Raw genomic sequence first — 14,166 nt, 5'->3', positions numbered from 1 at the left:
TGTTATATTGATTAGTCGGATAGTTAGCCCGGGATAGAGGAAAGTGAAGGGGATCATGGACCCGGCCCGAAGTTTTGGGCTTCCACAGAGGTTTTTCCTATAAGGGAGGAGAGATATATGAGCACAGTCTATTTCACGGATATCGATACTACTCCGCAGATGGGGCTCCTGAAAAAGGTTGAGGCTCTTCTAAAGAGAGCGAAACTTGAAGAAGTGGTGGAAAAGAACAGGCTGGTTGCCGTTAAGCTCCACTTTGGAGAGTACGGAAATCTCGCATACATCCGTCCAAACTTTCTGAAGGTTATAACGGATCGGATCAAGGAACTGGGAGCCGTGCCTTTTTTGACAGATGCCAACACCCTTTATAAGGGCAGCAGATCCAATGCTGTAGACCATATGAAAACCGCTTCACTGAACGGCTTCACGATGGAATCTGTGGGTGCTCCAGTTGTAATTGCAGATGGCTTGAGAGGTTCAGACGAGATTGAAGTGGAGATTGACGGCGAGTACATAAAGAAGGCGAAAATAGCATCGGCAATCGCTCTGGCTGACTCCCTGGTAGTCGCAAGTCATTTCAAAGGACATGAACAGACGGGATTTGGGGGAGCTCTTAAGAATATCGGAATGGGAGCAGCCTCAAGAGCGGGAAAGATGGAACAGCACTCCGAATCTAAGCCCGTTGTTAGAGAGTCAAGATGTGTGGCCTGCAGAATGTGCGAAAGGAACTGCCCAACAGGAGCAATCACCGTTGAGAGAGTCGCAAGAATTGACTATGAGCTCTGCATTGGCTGCGGTCAATGCATCGCTATGTGCAACTATGGCGCGATGACGGCCGGACCTGGAGGAACCCCCGAATCGCTGAGCAAGAAGATCGCCGAATACGCTCTCGCCGCTACGAAGGGTAAGAAGGCCCTTTACATCTCCTTCATCAACAATGTATCACCCGATTGCGATTGCTGGCACATAAACAGGCCCCCGGTGGTTGATGATATTGGAATAGTCGCCAGTAGAGATCCCGTTGCACTGGACAAGGCATGCATAGATCTTGTAGTAGCAAAGCTGGGATACGATCCTTTCGAAAGGGCCCACCCCGGTATCACATGGAGTTATCAACTTGAACACGCTGAGAAGATCGGCCTTGGCAAGACAGAATACAAACTCGAGAAAGTAGCCTGTTTCGGTGGGTAATAGTTCCGTGTTTGATCAGAGACCCGGCTCTTGGATCAGAGTGGCTCCTCTACAAGTTCTCGAATAATCGTGCTCAGTGTTTCAAAGCTGAATTTCCGGCTTCCTAGCTCGAAATTGCTTTCTGTTACTTCCCTGTATCTCTCCGGATCGAAGAGAAGTCCGAGCGTATCCTCGCTCGCTCTCTTTAGATTGAGTTCTGGAACTTCAACCAGTCCTTCTATATAGCTGTACTGATCGCCTAGATCCACAAAGGAGATTCCACTGTCCTGAATATCGCTCTTGAAGACACTGTATCTAAAGAGGGCAATCGGTTTTCTGGCGAAAAGGGCTTCTAAAAGCTGATTACCCCAGCCTTCATAAACGGTTGGATATACCACGATATCTGCGATACTATACGATTCGAAGAATGACTGCTGAATCGATGATGTCAGAGAAGAGATATCGATTACTTCAACACCCAACCTTGAAGCGAGACTATCCAGCTTATTTCTGTAATTCAAAGACTGTTTCTCCGTCAACCCGGTCAAGACAAGAACCGTCCTTCCGGTGAAAACCTTATTGCTGTACAACTTCTTTCCGACAAAACCCTCTGCAATCTTTCTAAACTCGGCCGTGAGCCTTATTGCTGTCTCAACCGCCTTTCTCTCTGTTATCCTTGTCGCCTGTAGAAATACGATGTCTCCATCGTCTATCCCGGCTGCGCTTCTAAATTTCCGATTGTTCTCTTCCGACACCCAGCTCATACAGCGAAAGTCCATAACATTCGGCACGACCGTGGCCCGAATGCCTCTCCTTGCCAATAGGTCTGAAGCGGAGATCGAGTTTATTGCCAAGTTCCTCACGTTCTCAAGATCCGGCGGGAAGTTGTTATTCAGTAATTCCATGACACTTCCGTATGGGCTTCTGTAGTAAGGGCGGTCCCACCAGAAATCGTGATTGTGGGAGATGAAGGACTTTCCGCTCTCCTCAGCAAAGTCGTGCAAAGCCAACCCCGAAGGTATTGACCACCCGAGAGACCAGATATTGTTTGGAATCACAAGATCGTATCCAGAGAGAGCGTATCTGAAACTGCCGAGAATCTGAGAGGTCCGTATTGAAAGCTCCTCACGAATCTCCCTTTCGGTAGCCGGTTCATGGCCGTAGAGCTTCAAATTCAGCTTCTCATTTGCCTCGTCGTTGTACTCGATCTCGGGAATAATTACATCTACTCCCGGGGCAGCATTCCCGGCGACAATATCCACCTCATGTCCCATTCCGGTAAGTACTTTCTTCCACTTCTCCATTTCCAGAGAGACGCCGTCCATCAAACCAGCCCTATAATGAATCAATCCTATTCTGATAGAAACACCCCATTTCTAAAAGCATATTTCGATACCAATATCCTACATTCCCACTCCAATGTCAATAGAATGGTAGCAAGCACGTATCGTTTTGTAACCGGTGACAAAGATGCTAGAATCCATTGAGTTTTTCCAGCTGAAACTGGTCAAAGTTTCTTGCAGGCATAGGAATAGAGGTGATGTTTTGAAGAGTGGTGTGGTGCTCTCCGGATGCGGAGCAGAAGACGGAACGGCAATCGATGAAGCGATACTGACCTTTCTTGCTCTGGAAAGAGCGGGAGCAGAGATCATCTGTGTTTCCCTTGACAAGGATCAATACGAGGTATTCAATCATCACACGAGGAAGTCGGCAGAACTTGATCAGAAGAGGAATCAGCTCATAGAATCGGCCAGAATTCTGAACCGCCCGGCGAAAAATATAGAAACAATCACTGAAGATGAGTTCGACCTGCTTGTCATTCCTGGTGGAAATGGTGTACTCAAGAATCTATCAACCTTCGTGGACGAAGAGGATCAGTTCAGAGTGAACAACGGGCTACAAAAACTTCTTGCCGGCTGTTTCATCAAGAAGAAGCCTATGGGCGCGATCGGAGAAGGGGTCTTTCTGATCGAAAGATCTCTGAAGGGCATTGCCGAAAACCTAGTAATCACGGCTTCCGGAAACACAAGTGAGAGAGTGAATGTAGTTGAAAGGCTTGCGATCGATCACGTTCCTTGTGAAAAGGGAGAAGTCTGCATCGACAGATCTAGCAGAGTCGTCACGGCCTCGCTTTTAGAACATGGAGAGAGTCTTCTGGAGAAGAACTCTACCATCGAGAAACTCGTCGAAAAGCTTTTGGAAATGCTATGAGAGAAATCAGCGGCAGGCAACTTACTCACTCCGTTTTTTTAAAACCTGTAAAGAGAAACTCATTCACTCCGAAGACAACCAAGGCTATCAAGAAAGGAGCGATGTAAAAAACTATCCTGTAGAGAATGAGCGTGGCCATCAGAGCATCTGCCTGATAGGCGGGGGAGAGAATGACAATCGTGAGTGCTTCGAAGACTCCCAAGCCACCCGGTACCTGACTCGAAAGGCCGGCGAACTGTGAAAGGAGGAAGACGCCAAGCACCTCGAAATAACCGGTTCCAGCGGGTAGAAGCATGAATAGCACGCCGGCAGATAGCAGCCAGTCAAAAACCGATATTCCGGTCTGAACTAGAGTGAAAGACCTTCCTGGAAGAGTGAAGCTCCTACCCTTGATTCTGAACGGACGCTGCCTGAGACTCACAAGAAGAAAGTAAAGCACATACAAACCGACACAGACTACTCCGATGACCTTGAGCGATCCGAAGGGCACCGTTACGGCTTTCTGAAGAACCGGGGGCCATACTGTGAATAGTATCCCTGAAAGAGCGAAGAAACCAAGCCAAAAAGTTAGATAGTTGAGGATTATTATTGCGAGAATCTTCCCTCCTGAGATGCCCCACTTCCCATATAACCTGAAGCGGACGCTTGTGCCCGAAAGAAACGTGAAACCGATATTCTTGCTGAAAGTGTATCCAACGAACGAAGCAAGAGCCGTCGAGCTGATCTTCAATTTTGCTCCTGCTCTTCTGGAGGCGATCAGGTCGTAAAAGGTGAGGTTGAGATAAGTAAGAAAGGTCAAAAAGATAGCCAAAACGAACCTTGAAGCGGGAATCTCCCCGACCTTTGCGAAGATGTCGCTTAGTGTGTATCGTCTCAACTCGCTGACTAGAACGAATACCGAAACACTGAATAATGCGATTCCCAGAAAGGGTAAAAGCTTTCTGAAAGAGAGCACAAATCTGTTCAGAGTACTCACTAGAGAATCACTTTTGGGACTCTCACCCTTACGGTTACCAGAGGATTTACCACTTGACTTATCATCAAATCACAGCAGACACTCGTAAGCATGTAAGCCTTCTCTCTGGGAATAGACTTCCAGTCGGAGATGAATTCAATAGCTCTCTTAACTGCTCCATGGCTTGCTTCTTCCAGTGTCTTCGCACTGAAGAGAAGATAGAAGGCCTCCTCGTTTTCGACCGTGGGACTGTCGACGGGCATCTTATCTATATCCACCGTTAGCTTCACATTGGCTCTTATTTCGATTCCGGATCCGCCGACTTCTCCGTCTCCCATCCTTGCGTGGACGTCTCCGAGCGAGAGATTTCCTCCCTTAACGAACACCGGCAGATATACTCTCGACCCTGCTACTATATCCCGGGTATCGAGATTTCCTCCGTGCCTTCCCGGAGTTGTACAGGGAATCGACTTATCTGCAGGTGAATTGCCGATAACGCCTATCATCGGCTTTATCTCAATTCGCTCTCCCATGAACGACGCGTAATTGCCCTGAATCTTCACTATCTCGGTAACACAGCTCTTTGAAACATTTTTGACCGGTCCCCAGGCAGGGCAGGTCTCGACGACTCCCTGATCGTCCAGCTCTATGCTCTCTATACTGACTACTATCGTGTCACCCGGCGTCGCTCCCTTCACTGCGATGGGCCCGGTGGCCGGATTTACATGAGTAAAGTCGAAGTCTCCCCCAACGGTCTGAGACTCTGAAACGATCTTATGGCAGAAGCAATCCTCCGTCTCCACAATTACCGTATCACCCGGGCTCACCTCCAGAACGGGCTTGTGTTCAGGCGACATATCGTACACTACTCTGTCTCTTCCAATTCTGTGTAACACGGGACGCACCTCCATTGACTGATATTGTCTCAATACTACCTCGACGTTGTATTAATCCAAAGAGATATCATATGTTTATTATAATCAGGGAGACCAGCACCATTCCCAAGGAAATCATCTCAAGCTTTTTGAGCTTTTCGCCGAAGATCAACAGACTCCCCAAACTTATCATGACTACGCTGCCGGCACTGTATATGGGGAAAACCACCGAACCCTTTATTTCCTCAAGGGCCATTATGAGGAAGAACGAAGAAAAGAGATTGGGAAGCCCCACAATCAGCCCTACAAAAGCTTCTCTTTTCATTGCCGGTTTTCCAGACTTCTTTAGAAAGATCGCGCTTATTATGAAGGCGCTGGCAAAGACGCTGAAGAGAAAGATGCTTTTGTAACCGCCCACGGTGTAGTTCTGGAAGAGCTTATTCATGAATTCGGCAAGTCCTCCAGTAATAAACAACATAATTAGAGCAGGTTTGAAGTTTCTTCTGGTTGATCCGAATGGGTTGTTTACAAGAATTATTGAGAATATCGCGAGAGATATCCCGACCCACTGGATAGCTTCAGGGTATTCCTTCCACACCAGAAGCGACAAAAGCATTGGGATTAGAATTCCCAGTTTGCCGAAAGCACCGGAAAGACTTGCCCCGCTCTCTTTAACGCTCTTCTGATAGAAGAGGAACGAAAGAAAGAAGAAAAGCCCCGCTACCGGCCCCAGCGATAAGCCCCAGACGGCGCTGCTGGTAAGGCTGAAGACTTCACTCCCCTTTACTATTACTTCGTTCAAAGAACCTCCACCCGGACCTAGAGCAGGCCGTTCTATCACAATCATGACAAGAGCTATAAGAAAGGCACTTAAGTAATTGTAGGTAGTAACCGCAAGTCTGTTGTAGCTCTTTCCCTCGGTCACCTTGAAAACCATAGCTATCGAAGAACTGGATAGAATCGCCAGCAGAAGATAGATCACTTCACCCTCCCTAACCGATATAACTGTCTCTATGATCGAACGGTGTAATATATTCTTAGCAAGCAAATCAATTATGCCACAGTTCTCCATACGGGATGGTGATTAGATAGCCGAAAGATTGATCGAAGTCTTCACGGGATAAGATCCCGAAGAAAATCTCAGAGAAATGCTGGAAGAGAAATCAGTCATCGGATACTGGACAGTCAAGACCTCAGAAAAGTTGTGGCAAACGAAGATACTCGCGCTAGCCGAAAACAGCGAGAAGATTCTCTACTCACTTGATCGGCGTTTTGGCCAGGGCGATACTCCTTTTCTTCGTCAACATTGTCTGCATAAACCTCGCCTCGATAATCACATTTAGGCTTCAAGGGATAGGACCGCGCTCATGGTGGGAGGCGAACAAGGCAGGTAAAGCCGTCAAGGTGACGATAATTGGCTGGCTGGTCGTTCTTGGATTACTTGCGCTGTCCTTATTCCTGAGCAAGGCACTGTAAGAGGGTAACATATGTTACCGCTCAGAAGCCAAATTTCGGCTAAGATAATACTAGATCAAAAGCGAGGTGATGGAGATGCGGAAAAGCTCAATAGAAAAAGGGAAAGTCGTGCTTGACAAGTCAGGTCTCAAGGGTCGGATTATCTACGACAAAGAGACTGCACAGGCAGTCATTATAGATATTAAAAGGGGAAACGAGTTAGCCGAGCACAAGACTCCGGTAGATGTATTCATTCTAGTTCTAGCCGGAAAGGGAATAATCACTGTCGGCGAAGAGAAGTACGAGGTAACGAAAGACGACATCATAGACAGTCCGAAAATGATCCCGCACGGAATAATCAATACCGGAGAGGAGCCGATGCGCGTTCTGGTAGTGAAGGCGCCGCATCCATAGACATTAATGCCGGGTCTGACTTTTTCGACCCGGCATTTGATTTGTAAAGCCTTCAGTTCATCGCGGAACAGAATTTTCCAGCTATATCGTCGGAGTTCTGATTATAGGTCTGCTTCCTCTGTTTATGCCGTTCTTCTCATAGATCATTATCTCAAAGGGAATCCTGAAACTGAGTAGACCCAACGCATCCTTCATGCTCCCAAGGCTTCTGTCCCTCGAAAAGTTGATCAGCGTTATACCCTCTTCCCAGGCGCATCTGTGAATCTTTCTTACGGTCCTTCTGGCGCTTCGGATATCGCCCCAGTCAAAGAGAAGAACGTCCCAGGACCTCAATCGCTCATTCATCCTCGGAATCCTTACCAGCGGCGAAAGAGTTCTCTGAGCCAGAAGCTGGAATGCCCTCAATCCCTTTGAAAGTCGCGTAATTCCGAAATCCTGCTCGCCGCTCGTGTCGAGAACCAGGGCGGACGCCCCTTCCGTCTTGAACAACCTCAATCTTTTCTCTGCAACCATAGACTCAAAGGCCTTCGTACCCTGAAGGAGGAAGTCACGATCCTTCTCGAGAGGTCTGTACAGGTCCAATATTGTTTCGAGGTCTACCTCCCTTTCCACAAAAACCGACTTCTCCCGGGAGGTCTTCCTCACCGGACAGGCGAAGAAGTCCAGTGTAGCCGTAGTCGAGAAACCCATGTGTTCCAAGATCTTCTTCGAGGCAACGTTGTCGGCCTTGACCGACGCATATCCGAAATCGAAATCCGTGGGGCCAAGGAGATTCTGCAGTTCCTGGATGATCGATCTAAGCCAGCGGGCGACCTTGAGCCTGTATTTCGGATTGGTGCGCAGTCCGAAGAGATATATTGCTTTCTTGATTTCCCCATTGACTATCAATCTGTCGATTCCAACACCGATGCATCCGATAATGTCGTATGCGTCTTCGGCAATCATAATAAAGCCCTCTTCAAAGTACTTCAGTCTTTCAAAGAAGTCTTTTCTGAAAGCGACGAGCCAGATATTCCCCTCCTGAGCCGATTCTTGCTCTATCTTGAGGAGCCTTTCGTTGTCATCGATTGTGGCGAACCTTACATGTATGTTTCCTGCGTTTTTGTTTTCCATCAACGACTCATATCTTCAGGTGGGAATCGAACCATTCCAGTATTGCCCTCAAACGCTTTTCCCTGTGTACGGGGAGGCCTCCTCTGGAAAGCTCGTGGTTCTCCTTAGGGAAGAGCACCATTTTGGCCTCTTTTCCGAGATACCTTAACGCCGTGAAGAACTGCATCGCTTCGGGGACCCAGCATCTGTAGTCTTCAAGGGAGTGAATGAAAAGAATCGGAGTGACGACGTTGGGCGCCGACATCAGAGGAGACTGTCTGAGATAACCCTCGAGGTTGTCGAAGAAATCGCCGCCGGTCTGGTCGCTTGCAAAGAAGTATCCGATATCTGTGGTGCCGAAGAAGGAAATCCAGCTCGAGATAGACCTCTGAGAGACGGCAGCCTTGAAGGCGTCCGTATGTCCTACAATCCAGTTTGTCATAAAGCCGCCGTAAGAACCTCCGGTGACTCCAAGCCTATCCTCGTCAACGAAATCATATTCGTTTATGACGTACTCGACGATCTCCATTATGTCTTCAAAATCCCTTTCCCCGTAGTGACCCCTTATGTCGGCGAAGTCGGTTCCGTAACCGGCGCTTCCCCTCGGGTTGCAGTAAATAACTGCGTACCCTTCAGAGGCTAGAGTCTGGAATTCATGTACATATCCGCCGCCGTATGCCGTCTTAGGACCTCCGTGGATCTCCACGACTGCCGGGTACTTCTTGCCTTCCTCAAAGTCTACGGGCTTCATTATCCAGCCTTCGATCTCCTGCCCGTCGGAGGCCTCCACTTCGAAGCTTTCAGGTTTCGACAGCTTAAGACCTTTCATCCATGAGTTGAAGTTTGTGAGCTTCTTCCTCTTGCCTTTGACAAAAGAGTAGATCTCAAGCGGCTCGATCGTCGTCATCTCAGAAAGGAGAAGCACTTCGCCTGCGATATCGAAGCAGTCAATGCTCCCCAAAGAGACAGCGATTTCCTCTACCTTTCCCTCTTTATCCATAGAAATCAGCTTTATTTGAGATCCCGCAGTTACCAGTGAAAACAGCTTACCTTCCATAACCTTCATGGAAGTGTTCGGCGACACACCCCTCACATCGCTGTTCAGGCTGTTGCCCAAGTACAGGTCCAACTCTCTGGCAACTATATTAAGCGTAAGAGATTCCAGATCTACATGGACAATGAAGGGATTGGTCGGGAAGCCTTTTTCAAAGTCGGTTGCGACAGCGAATAGCTCGCGTTCGCTCGACCACTGGCAGTGATAGAATGAGAGACTCTCGTCTCCGATTCTCTTCGCCAATCCGTTCTGCAAATCGAGGATGTAGAGACTGCTCCATATCGGCCTCTTCTCCATATCTTCGGTCGTCATCACCGCGACTCTCTTTCTCTCGGGAGATACAACAATGTTTTCGATATCGCCTCCAACGGCTTCAACCGGTTCCATCTTTCCGTTTTCGAGTTTCATCTTATACAGACGGCCTACTCTGTTCTCCGTGAATCCAACACCGTTAGAGACAAATGGTATTTTGTCTATCTCGTAAACCTTCTTCTCTGGCGGATCGTCTTCTTCCATCTTCTCGGGATCTTCCCCGGGCGCATGCTTCGTTATGAAGAGAATCGTCTCCGAATCGATCCACGAAACAGAGGAAAATCCTCCTTTGAGAGTCTTCACCAGTCTGCTTTCCCCGCCCTCAAGGGGCAGAAGATAAAGCCCGGATCCTTTCGCGTCCTTGTCTCTTCTCGAGACAAAGAGAATGCTCTTGCCGTCTGGACTGACGGCGGGGGAACCGTCCTTCCCGCCCCGGGTCAGCTGACGGATTTTCCCATTTTTCATGTTGCCCGACCAAATGTTGCTTTCGTACCGGTTCTCCTTCTTGTCTATCGTCTTTCTTACAAAGACAAAGTTTTCCCCGTCGGGAAAGATGTGAAGATCGCCCACAGTGGAGTATTTGTATAGATCCTCAAGCTTCAGCTTCTTCAACTAGATCACCCCTTTCAGAATCATTTTACCAGAATGGCGGCTTTTCCTTCTCGACTTCCATGTGATGCTAGAATTATAGGGAATGAGAGGTGTAAGAGATGATACTAGTGACCCACTTCGATCCCTTTGGAGGAAGTAGAATAAATGCATCACAGATAGTCGTGCAGCTTCTCGCAGATATGAGAGAAGACATCGAGCTCATGAGCCTTCCAACGATCTTCGGCGACGCCTTTTCTCGACTGAGGCAGCGTTTACTGGACGGCGTCCCGGAGGCGTTGATTATGGTCGGCCAGGCGGCCGGGAGATCTCTCATCACTCCGGAGAAGGTTGCGATCAACTGGAAGGAATCGGCGACTCCAGACAACAACGGATTCATTGCGACAGGGGAGAAGATTATATCTGTCTCTCCCGACGCATATTTCTCGAAGCTTCCGGTCGACCGGATTGTCTCGAAGCTGAAGGCTGAGGGCCTTCCCGTCGAAAAATCCTTCTCGGCAGGCGCATTTGTCTGCAACTATCTCTTTTACAGGTGTATGGATTTTCTGACGAAGAAAGGCATAAACATACCCTCCGGATTTGTACATATACCTTGCATTCCCGAACAGATAGGTCCGGGAGAAGACAGACCTGCAGTAGAGGCGGAAGTCTCGGCTAGGGTCCTTTCGAGGATAATAGATCTTGCACTGGAGGAGAATAGATGAGAATAGGCGGCGTTCCTCTCAACATCGTCTGGGAGTCTCCGGAGATCAACATGAAGATAATCGAAAGACTTTTCGCAGGGGCCTCGGCGGCCGGGGTCGAGCTGATTGTCTTTCCTGAAGCTACCTTGAGCGGGTTCACTCGTAACGCAGAGAGAGCCTATGTGAAAGATGCGTGTGATTTCTTCAAGAAGCAGGTAGATTACTGGGGTATTCCAGCTGTCTACGGTTTCATAGACAAAAGAGAATCGAAATTCTACAACTGCGCCGCTTTTCTCGCTTCGGGCTCGGAACCTTTGATATATCGAAAGAGAAAGCTTTTTTCATACGGAGGAGAGAATACAGTTTACACCCCCGGTGATTCCAATCTCTCTTTCGCGATGAAAGAGATACAGTTCTCTCTGAATATCTGCTATGACCTTCGTTTTCCTGAGCTCTTCAGGGCTAACTTGCCTGCAGAGGTCATGATAGTGATTGCCAACTGGCCGGAAAAACGGGCAAATCACTGGCAGGCTCTTCTTAAGGCAAGGGCAATCGAGAATCAGTCATTTGTTCTGGGGCTAAATAGAACGGGGGTCGACGGCAACGGCATCGAATACGACGAAGCCTTTTCCATCCTCTTCGATCAAGACGGTAACGAGGTACCTTTTGAAGCCGAGAAGGGATTGCTTCTTTGGGAACTGGACTATGAGAGACTGAGTATTCTAAGAGACTGGCGGGAAAGATTCCCCGCACTCAAAGACATTTAGACATATCCTTTCTTGCCGTTGCAAATCTTAATGACGTCTATTCCCGCTGAAGTATCTCCTTCTTGAAGAAATCATCTATATTATGCACTGATATATTTGTGAAAGTCTTCTCATCGATATCGACAACTACTCCATCAGAACAAGGCCCCATGCAGTGAGAACCCTTGATTGTTGTGAATCTACTCAAACCGTGTTCGGTAACTAACTCTACCAGTCTCTTGGAGACTTCGGGAGAACCCTTCATAAGACAGGCGCTTCCCATGCATACTCTTATAATCACCCGCATTCCCTCCATTTGTGACTTCTTTCACAACTAATTATAGCCTATGCCTCAAGAGATTTGAACGGAAAACTGTAATCGCTTTCTCGAATATTTCACACTATTGCTGTTATTATTTCTTCGTGGGGGAAAACACATGAAGGTTCTGGTTGTAGAAGACGAGCGTGACCTGGGAAGACTCCTCAAGGAGTTCCTGGAGAGAGAGGGTTTTGTTGTCGAGACCGCTGCGGACGGTGAAGAAGGACTTTACATGGCTACCAGCGGTCCGTTTGATGTCATTGTTCTCGATATTCTGCTTCCAAAACTGAACGGATGGCAGGTGCTGGAAGGGATCAGGAGTTCTGGGAGCAAGATACCTGTGCTCATGTTGACCGCCTTGGACGGCATAGAGGACAAAGTAAAGGGTTTCTATCTGGGAGCCGACGACTACCTCTCCAAACCCTTCGACATCCGCGAACTAGTTGTAAGAATTCAGTCGTTGCTAAGAAGGAGCCAGCCGGTCGGAACTCCTTCAAGCATTCTGAAGGTTGGAGACCTCGCTCTGGATATGTCGCTCAAAACGGTGATAAGGGGAAACGAAAGGATAGCGCTCCGAAAGAAGGAGTACCAAATTCTTGAATACCTCATGCTTAACAGCGGCAGGGTAGTCCCGAAAAGCGAGCTGGAAGAGCATCTTTGGAACGAAGACGACGAACTATGGTCAGATGTCATAAGAAGCCATATCAAGAACCTCCGCAAGAAGATTGACGGTGGTCACAAGAAGAAGCTGATAAAGACAGTCAGAGGTATGGGATATGAGATCAGTGACAGGTGAAGAGCTTTCTTTCAAGAAGGCAAAGAGGAGATGGACACTGTTCTTCACGCTGGTCGTCGTTACTCTCGTCTCCGTTCTCAGCCTTCTTATCTTTGTGCTTGCTCTAAGATTTGAAGGAAGAGCCGAAATAATCGGACTGAACAGAATTGCCGACAGAATCGAGTCTAGAATAGGCAGGGCTCCTGCAGTAGCAGTCGAGCGGATGATCAGAAACTATTCCGGGAATCTCGACATCTTCACCGCAGATGACGAAATTCTTGAGTTTATAACTCCCTCAGGCGAAATCCTACTGCAGCTTGGAGGAGCAATAATCAGTGACATACCGATTGCAGAGGGCACCTCGAGAGTGGAGGCAATCGACTATGGAGAATCCGAGCACGAGTACACCGTTCTGACCAGAGAGATAAGAGGGATTGCAGGGCAGCCCGTCTTCTTCCTTAGAGTCGGAAAATCAACTGAGGGACTCAGTGATGGGCTGAAGAGCCTTCTGTTTTCGCTGCTTCTTCTTGTCCTGATGGTTGCCGTAATCTCCTGGGTGGCCGGTATGACTCTCGCAAGATATGTTTTGACTCCTTTGAAAGAGAGTTATGAAAGACTCCAGCGCTTTACCGCCGATGCCTCTCATGAGCTGAAAACACCACTCACAATTCTCAGATTGGGCGTAGATATGCTCAAGGAGAGAAAGCTGGAGAAAGAATCGATGGAAAAGATCGATATGATTGATGGGGCGACCAGAAGTATGCAGAACGTTGTGAACAAGCTGCTCCTTCTCGCGAGAGTGCAGACCGAAAAGAAGTTAGAGATTGCCCCTGAAGATGTGGAGCTAGGAGTTTTCCTCGCTGAACTGAAAGAGTATCATCGTCCTCTTGCAGAGTCAAGGGGAGTTCGCATTCTCGTTGAATCTCGCGATGATGTTGTTCTGAAAACTTTCCCAGACAATCTCAAAGTTGCGGTCGCGGCAATTCTAGAAAACGCAATCAAATTCACTGAAGAAAACAGCGATGTCACCATAAACGCCTTCGAGAGTGAAGGATTTGCCCTCATTCAGATAAGTGATCTCGGTTCAGGCATAGCCGACTCTGAAAAGGAAAGAGTCTTCGAACGCTTCTACAAAGCAGATGAATCCCACAAAAGCTCGGGAAGCGGAATGGGTCTCTCAATAGCTCGGGAGATAATCGGCTCTCTTGGGGGCGAAATCACAGTCAGAAACCATGCCGACGGAGGAAGCACATTCGAAATACGGATACCATTAAGAAAACACAAATAGGCTCTTCCTTCACTCCGTCGTTGGATAAAGTTGAAAGCTGAATAAGAACCGGTTATCCGTTCTCGGTTCACCGTTCTCCGACAAGAGCAAGACCGGACCAGTTGCAAGTGCCAGCCTGAAATAAACGTCACATCCCGCCATGCTGAAATTGTTCCAGCATCTAGCTCTGAAGAGCCGTCCTTCGTGCCCGTCCCGGATCATGGACCAGTCC

Annotated in this window: 15 protein-coding genes; 8 read left to right on the top strand and 7 right to left on the bottom strand. The window is 48.2% G+C overall.

Annotated features, from left to right (window positions below):
• Positions 1–117 precede the first annotated feature (117 nt).
• Positions 118–1,188, top strand: coding sequence for a DUF362 domain-containing protein (locus B3157_RS08090; RefSeq protein ID WP_214061369.1), 1,071 nt, complete (start codon positions 118–120; stop codon positions 1,186–1,188).
• Positions 1,189–1,223: 35 nt separating this feature from the next.
• On the opposite strand, the gene B3157_RS08085 is transcribed toward B3157_RS08090, so the two are convergent.
• Positions 1,224–2,492: a glycosyltransferase family 4 protein gene (locus tag B3157_RS08085; RefSeq protein WP_292590011.1), complete on the bottom strand. Its 1,269-nt coding sequence runs from the start codon at positions 2,490–2,492 to the stop codon at positions 1,224–1,226.
• 220 nt (positions 2,493–2,712) lie between these two features.
• Between B3157_RS08085 and B3157_RS08080 the strand changes: the two genes are divergently transcribed.
• Positions 2,713–3,378 (top strand): DJ-1/PfpI family protein, encoded by a 666-nt coding sequence (locus tag B3157_RS08080; RefSeq protein ID WP_214060666.1) that lies wholly within the window; start codon positions 2,713–2,715, stop codon positions 3,376–3,378.
• A 25-nt stretch (positions 3,379–3,403) separates the two neighbouring features.
• Here B3157_RS08080 and B3157_RS08075 read toward each other — a convergent pair whose 3' ends face one another.
• The 3 genes from B3157_RS08075 to B3157_RS08065 form a co-directional block, all read right to left on the bottom strand.
• Positions 3,404–4,354 (bottom strand): lysylphosphatidylglycerol synthase domain-containing protein, encoded by a 951-nt coding sequence (locus B3157_RS08075; RefSeq protein ID WP_292590009.1) that lies wholly within the window; start codon positions 4,352–4,354, stop codon positions 3,404–3,406.
• Entirely contained in the window at positions 4,354–5,229 is an 876-nt protein-coding gene (locus tag B3157_RS08070; RefSeq protein ID WP_292590008.1) for an acetamidase/formamidase family protein, read from the bottom strand. Before B3157_RS08070 ends, B3157_RS08075 begins: the two co-directional genes overlap by 1 nt.
• A gap of 67 nt (positions 5,230–5,296) precedes the next feature.
• Complete coding sequence (locus B3157_RS08065) at positions 5,297–6,190, bottom strand: EamA family transporter (RefSeq protein WP_214060906.1); 894 nt, start codon at positions 6,188–6,190, stop codon at positions 5,297–5,299.
• A gap of 278 nt (positions 6,191–6,468) precedes the next feature.
• On the opposite strand from B3157_RS08065, the gene B3157_RS08060 reads away from it, so the two are divergent.
• On the top strand, positions 6,469–6,684 hold the full coding sequence (locus B3157_RS08060; RefSeq protein ID WP_292590006.1) for a hypothetical protein: 216 nt from the start codon (positions 6,469–6,471) through the stop codon (positions 6,682–6,684).
• A 75-nt stretch (positions 6,685–6,759) separates the two neighbouring features.
• Positions 6,760–7,077, top strand: coding sequence for a cupin domain-containing protein (locus B3157_RS08055; RefSeq protein ID WP_292590005.1), 318 nt, complete (start codon positions 6,760–6,762; stop codon positions 7,075–7,077).
• Between the two features lie 81 nt (positions 7,078–7,158).
• On the opposite strand, the gene B3157_RS08050 is transcribed toward B3157_RS08055, so the two are convergent.
• Both B3157_RS08050 and B3157_RS08045 read right to left on the bottom strand, forming a co-directional pair.
• The gene (locus B3157_RS08050) at positions 7,159–8,190 is read right to left on the bottom strand and encodes a GNAT family N-acetyltransferase (protein WP_214079481.1); all 1,032 of its coding nucleotides are present in this window, start codon (positions 8,188–8,190) and stop codon (positions 7,159–7,161) included.
• Between the two features lie 7 nt (positions 8,191–8,197).
• Positions 8,198–10,147, bottom strand: a complete 1,950-nt coding sequence (locus tag B3157_RS08045) for a S9 family peptidase (RefSeq protein ID WP_214059859.1) — start codon at positions 10,145–10,147, stop codon at positions 8,198–8,200.
• Between the two features lie 98 nt (positions 10,148–10,245).
• On the opposite strand from B3157_RS08045, the gene B3157_RS08040 reads away from it, so the two are divergent.
• On the top strand, positions 10,246–10,848 hold the full coding sequence (locus B3157_RS08040; protein ID WP_292590004.1) for a pyroglutamyl-peptidase I: 603 nt from the start codon (positions 10,246–10,248) through the stop codon (positions 10,846–10,848).
• Positions 10,845–11,594 (top strand): nitrilase-related carbon-nitrogen hydrolase, encoded by a 750-nt coding sequence (locus B3157_RS08035; protein ID WP_292590002.1) that lies wholly within the window; start codon positions 10,845–10,847, stop codon positions 11,592–11,594. The genes B3157_RS08040 and B3157_RS08035 overlap by 4 nt, the downstream gene beginning before the upstream one ends.
• 37 nt (positions 11,595–11,631) lie before the next feature.
• Here the strand turns inward: B3157_RS08035 and B3157_RS08030 are convergent, their stop codons facing one another.
• Entirely contained in the window at positions 11,632–11,874 is a 243-nt protein-coding gene (locus tag B3157_RS08030; RefSeq protein WP_214061280.1) for a (2Fe-2S) ferredoxin domain-containing protein, read from the bottom strand.
• 136 nt (positions 11,875–12,010) lie between these two features.
• Here B3157_RS08030 and B3157_RS08025 point away from each other — a divergent pair, with 136 nt between their 5' ends.
• Both B3157_RS08025 and B3157_RS08020 read left to right on the top strand, forming a co-directional pair.
• On the top strand, positions 12,011–12,688 hold the full coding sequence (locus B3157_RS08025) for a response regulator transcription factor (protein WP_214061281.1): 678 nt from the start codon (positions 12,011–12,013) through the stop codon (positions 12,686–12,688).
• Positions 12,669–13,955 carry a sensor histidine kinase gene (locus tag B3157_RS08020; protein WP_292590000.1) on the top strand — a complete coding sequence of 429 codons (1,287 nt, stop codon included), beginning with the start codon at positions 12,669–12,671 and terminating at the stop codon, positions 13,953–13,955. The genes B3157_RS08025 and B3157_RS08020 overlap by 20 nt, the downstream gene beginning before the upstream one ends.
• Positions 13,956–14,166: the final 211 nt, after the last annotated feature.

The organism is Mesotoga sp. UBA5557 (assembly GCF_002425715.1).
In the GTDB taxonomy this organism is placed as follows: domain Bacteria; phylum Thermotogota; class Thermotogae; order Petrotogales; family Kosmotogaceae; genus Mesotoga.
This window is presented reverse-complemented; position numbering and strand designations above follow the sequence as displayed.